The sequence below is a fragment of the Pseudomonas sp. LAP_36 genome (genome assembly GCF_019456785.1).
Lineage (GTDB): Bacteria > Pseudomonadota > Gammaproteobacteria > Pseudomonadales > Pseudomonadaceae > Aquipseudomonas > Aquipseudomonas tritici.
Map to the genome: position 1 here is coordinate 1 of NZ_JAHZMS010000026.1, position 300 is coordinate 300.

The 300-nt window shown below is 62.7% G+C and carries 1 protein-coding gene; it reads left to right on the forward strand.

Annotated elements, in window-relative coordinates; all coding sequences use genetic code 11:
* A partial coding sequence (locus tag JBO08_RS27990; RefSeq protein WP_220075312.1) for an AMP-binding protein occupies positions 1 to 300 on the forward strand: 300 nt, incomplete at both ends.

Consider the following 300-nt stretch of genomic DNA (forward strand, 5'->3'; position numbering starts at 1 on the left):
AACACGCTGAACGCGACGGCAACCCACCGGCTGTTCGTGTGTACTGCTTCGGCGGTGACGCGGTCGCACAGGCAAGCTACGACCTGGCCTGGCGGGCGCTGAAGCCGACCTACCTGTTCAATGGCTATGGCCCCACCGAAACTGTGGTCACGCCGTTGCTGTGGAAAGCGCGAAAAGGTGACCCATGCGGCGCCGTCTACGCGCCAATCGGCACGCTGTTGGGTAACCGCAGCGGCTACGTATTGGACTCGCAACTCAACCTGCAACCTATCGGTGTGGCCGGTGAGTTGTACCTGGGCG